1 protein-coding gene and 1 pseudogene are annotated in these 5,063 nt (G+C 34.3%); both read left to right on the forward strand.

Annotated features, from left to right (window positions below):
• Positions 1-3,806 (forward strand): LamG-like jellyroll fold domain-containing protein (locus WBN21_RS12595; RefSeq protein WP_424200811.1); only part of this gene is annotated, 3,806 nt, incomplete at its 5' end.
• Between the two features lie 795 nt (positions 3,807-4,601).
• Positions 4,602-5,063 (forward strand): annotated as a pseudogene (locus tag WBN21_RS12600) (hypothetical protein); the annotation flags it as partial.

Below are 5,063 nucleotides of genomic sequence, written 5' to 3' on the forward strand. Positions count from 1 at the left end.
GGTCAGTAACGTCTAGTCTACCTGGTGGTGTGAAATTTGACGCTGGAGCCGCTTTGATTTCTGACTTTAAAGATATTTACGCCTTTCAAGGTAAAGGAACTACTAACTTTTATCGATATAATGCAGGAGCTGACACCTGGACTACAATGGCAGCACCTCCCGGGAGTATCGATACAGGAGCAGATTTGGGTTTTGACGGAACATATATTTATGCGCTTCAAGGGAAAACAAAAAAATTCTATCGCTATGATATTGCACTAAATTCATGGACATCACTGGCTACAACACCCGGAAATATTGATGAAGATGGAGCTCTAACTTATGATGGAATATATATATATGCATTTCAAGGAAATGCCAGTAATTCGTTCTGGCGATATGACATTGGTTCTAATTCGTGGACTACAATGTCCAATGCATTAGGAAATGTAGCCGCTGGCTCTGATTTGACGTTTAATTCCGTCTTTGATTTTGATAGTGATAGTGATGGAATTTATGATAGAGTAGATATTGATGATGATAATGACGGAATTAAAGATACTGATGAATGCGCTGGTACTGATGGATGTGCTGGATTACCTTGTGAAGATACTGATAGTGACTCTATTCCAAATTATTTAGATCTGGATTCAGATAATGACGGTATCCCAGATATTGTAGAAGCTGGTCTTGGCGCCATTAGTGCAGGTACTGCAACCATTCCAGCCGCTTCATTTATAGATACTAATAATAATGGTATGCACGATTCTTTTGAAACTAATGTTCCTTTGGATTCAGATGGTGATGGAACACCAAATTATTTAGATCTGGACTCTGATAACGACGCCATTTTTGATGTAGATGAAGCTCGTACAGAAAGATATGAATTTACAGTATTAACTTTTGAAAATGGTGATGGCGATATAAACGGCGATGGCGTTGGTGATGGTCTAGATTCAGAGGTATTTAGAGAAAAAGATGATGACAATGATAGAACATTGGAATATTTTGGTGATGGCATTTTGGATGTTTATGATTATGGAACAGGAGCCAATGAATATGGTAATTTAAGCCAAGGAACGGGGCCTTTATTTGTTAAAGACACAGATGGTGATGGCATACCTGATTATATTGACACAACCTCAGATGGTTCTACCTTTGATATATCGAACACACATTATACAGATTTAGATGCCAATAATGATGGCCTTATTGATGATACCATAGATTCTGATGGTGATGGAATTTTAGATTTATTTGATACCAATGACACGGCTTTTGGATCGCCAAGAGACCTTGAAGGTAAATTTGAACTGTATTTTGATGGCCGTAATGATTATATGGAAGATACAGCTGTTATGGACGGTTGGAGTGAGGCCACTTTAATGGCTTGGATTAAGATTGACCCAACAGCATCAGGAGATCAAGTTGTTTTTGGTCAAAATTCATTCTATATTCAGCTTAATTCTGATAAAACGATTTCGGCAAAAGCCAACGGAAATACAGTATCTAATAGCACTGCTTTAAATACGAATCAGTGGACACATATTACTGCATCATACAGTAATACCAATAGCAACCTAAAACTATTTATAAATGGTCAGGAAATTTCAAGTACTACCGTTTCTGGTGCACTTCCTTCAGATAGTTCGAGCTTAACTCTTGGTCGAAAACCAAATACCAATAGCAACTATTTTAAAGGTTATATAGATGAAATACGTGTGTTTTTTAAAGCTCTTTCAACTAATGAACTTCAAAAAATGGTATATCAAGAAATCGAGAGCAACGGAAGTAATACAAAAGGATTAGTAATTCCTTTAGATGTTAATAATTTAATTGATGATACTACCAATGTTCCTTTAGGATGGAGTAATTTAAAAAGATACTTTAGAATGGATGGCTATAAAGGCGATATTCTGGATGATATTACAACGCCAAGTAGAGACCAAGGCACAGGTGCTAAAGTTTATAATATAAAAATAATTGACCAGCAGTCTGCTCCGCTACCTTTCGTTACCAAACAAAGTGGTAAACTAGATGTTGCCGTAAATGATCCCCTAAACGGTATCAATGGTAATGATGCCATTAATAATGAAAGTGCTATTGTTAAAATTGAACATAATAACGTTTATGTTGATAGTGAGTTGAAACAAGCAGGATTACTTGTTAACCAACAAGATGCAAGTTCAAATCCTATCACTTTTGAAGTTAGAAATGACTCTGAACTTAATGTAAGCTGGTATTTAAAATTAGACGGGAAAATTGATCTTGAAGGCGAATCTCAATTAGTACAAGGAGCAGATAGTTATCTGGATCCTACAAGTTCTGGTACTTTAGAAAAGGACCAACAAGGAACTGCTGATACTTTTACCTACAATTATTGGTCTTCACCCGTTGGATTATCTAATAATTCAACAAATAACAATAACTACAAATTACCAGAAGTTATAACAAACGTTGGCTTTTTAACCTCTGGCTATAACGGAACAAGTTCACCAGTTGCAGTTTCTGACTATTGGATTTGGAAATATAGTAACAGACTAAGTAATAACTATTCACAATGGCAACATGTACGCAGCACAGGAACGTTAAAACCGGGCGAAGGTTTTACTATGAAAGGTCCTGGTACAGGTTCTATAACAACAGCTCAAAACTATGTTTTAGAAGGTAAACCTAATAACGGTGACATTAATTTACCAATAAATGCTGGTAACGCATATTTAGTTGGTAACCCATATGCCTCTTCAATTGATGCACACAAATTTATTTTAGATAACGGTGCTACAATTTCGGGTACTGGTGCAACCACAGGAACATTATATTTCTGGGAACATTGGGGCGGTGGCTCACATAATTTAAGTGCTTATCAAGGGGGTTATGCAACATATACGCTAGCTGGTGGAGTACCTGCTGCGTCTTATGGAACTAATGATCCGGATGTAGCAACTGGCGGTACGGCAACAAAAATACCAGGCAGATATATACCTGTTGGTCAAGGTTTCTTTGTTGAAGCTGAAGCTGATGGCGTGATAAACTTCAATAATAACCAACGTATTTTTCAAGTTGAAGACGGCATTAATTCGGTGTTCACTAAATCTGCTAGTACGAAAAATAATAAGAACGCTTCAACAAAAGTGGAAAATAAAGACACACGTTTAAAGCTTAGAATTGGTTTTAATTCTGTAAACACTTTACATAGACAGCTTTTAGCGACATTAGACGATAATAGTTCATATGGTTATGATTGGGGCTATGATGCGCCATATTACGACAATCAAATGGATGATATGTATTGGATGATTAATAGTGATAAATATACCATTCAAGCTACAGATGAAATTAATGAACAAACAATACTACCACTAGGTATCCATACAAAAAGTAGTGGTGTAAATTCTATTACTTTAGATAAACTTGAAAATGCTCCTACAAGTTTAATGGTCTATCTGCATGATAAAGTGCTTAGTGTTTATCACGATTTAAATGATGGTATTTATGATGTACAATTAGAAGCGGGAGAACATTTAGATCGTTTTGAAATTACGTTTACTAATCAACAAGCATTAGGAATTAATGACATTGAAAACACCCATTTAGAAGTTTATTTATCAAATGATAGTGAAAGTATTATTATAAATAACCCTAAGTTAATAACTATACAAAATGCTAAATTGTATAATGTTTTAGGGCAAATGGTTTTTGAATCAAATCTGGATAGCAGAGATAATTATATAGAAATTCCTGCAAAACAAATCAATGCAGGTACATACATCATTAGATTAAAAACTGAAAAAAACATTATATCTAAATCAGTATTAGTTAAATAAATGAGTTGAATTCGTGTAGGTTTTTTATAAATCTCAAATCTGCCCGATACTTAATAACCCAAAAAGTCCTGAATTCACATTCAGGACTTTTTGCATTTAATCATGTTTATTCAAAATTTAATTGTGCAATAGCAACGTAAACATTTATCATTTAGTAATAAACGAATATTATACTTATTACTTGCATTGTAAAGTACAACACAATAAAAGCATCGAAAGATTAATATTTTAAGTTAGCCACTTTAAAATAAATACTCCAATTTTTAGATACTATTCAGGTCCTGAAATATAGTTCATAACATTTTTTTAAGGCCATTTTATATAGATCTGGTTTATTCAGTTTTTACGAAATAATGAGATTACCATAATAAAAGAAAATCAAGAGCGAGTCGAACCAAAAATACTGTTCGAATTGTAATCACCAAAATGATAATTGCAAAACAACAAGTGTTAACGGTTTATGGCTCTAGAATACATTAGTGGAATTTCACGAAATACATATTATAGAAACTGAGGCATAAATCACTAAAATGGTCTCGCATCTTATATTTTTTTTGGCAAAATTTCATGGAATAATTGCAGTAATCCCATGAAAAGAGCGAAATATTCGACGAAATGCATCACCACTATGCATTTCATCGATTATATTGTGCGTTTCGTAGTCTTATACCTATTTTCGTACTTGAATATAATGGCCCCAAGCTATTTAATCTACAGATTATGGAAAAAATTACTCTGCATTGCATGCGTTTATTATTACTTACGAATGCAATTTTTCGAAATAATAAAAGATCTATGGCCACAACTATATTAAGTTGTGCGCTACTGTTTGGGCTTAATACCCAAGCACAGGACATTATTGGCGATTATGATTTTGAATCTGGCACTCAAGGTTGGACTATAGGTAGTGATGCACAGTATTATACTGGCGGAACTTATGCCTGTAGTGGAAGTGATGCTATACGGGTTGAAGATGATAAATCTACAAGTATAGTAACATCACCTACTTTAGATATAAGCACGTATTCAAGTATTTCCATTTCTTTTTGTTTTAAAGGGGCATCGAAACTTAAAAATGACGATGGATTTGATCTTAAATATTATGATGGCTCATCTTGGATAACATTAAAAACTTATAGAGTTGATATAGATTTTACAAACGTTGGGACCGCGTATCCATATAGTTTTTCATTTCCATTAGATAACGCAACGTATACCTTCCCTACAAACGCGCAATTTAGATTTGAAGGCGAAGGC

This window comes from Algibacter sp. (assembly GCF_049667265.1).
In the GTDB taxonomy this organism is placed as follows: Bacteria; Bacteroidota; Bacteroidia; order Flavobacteriales; family Flavobacteriaceae; genus Algibacter_B.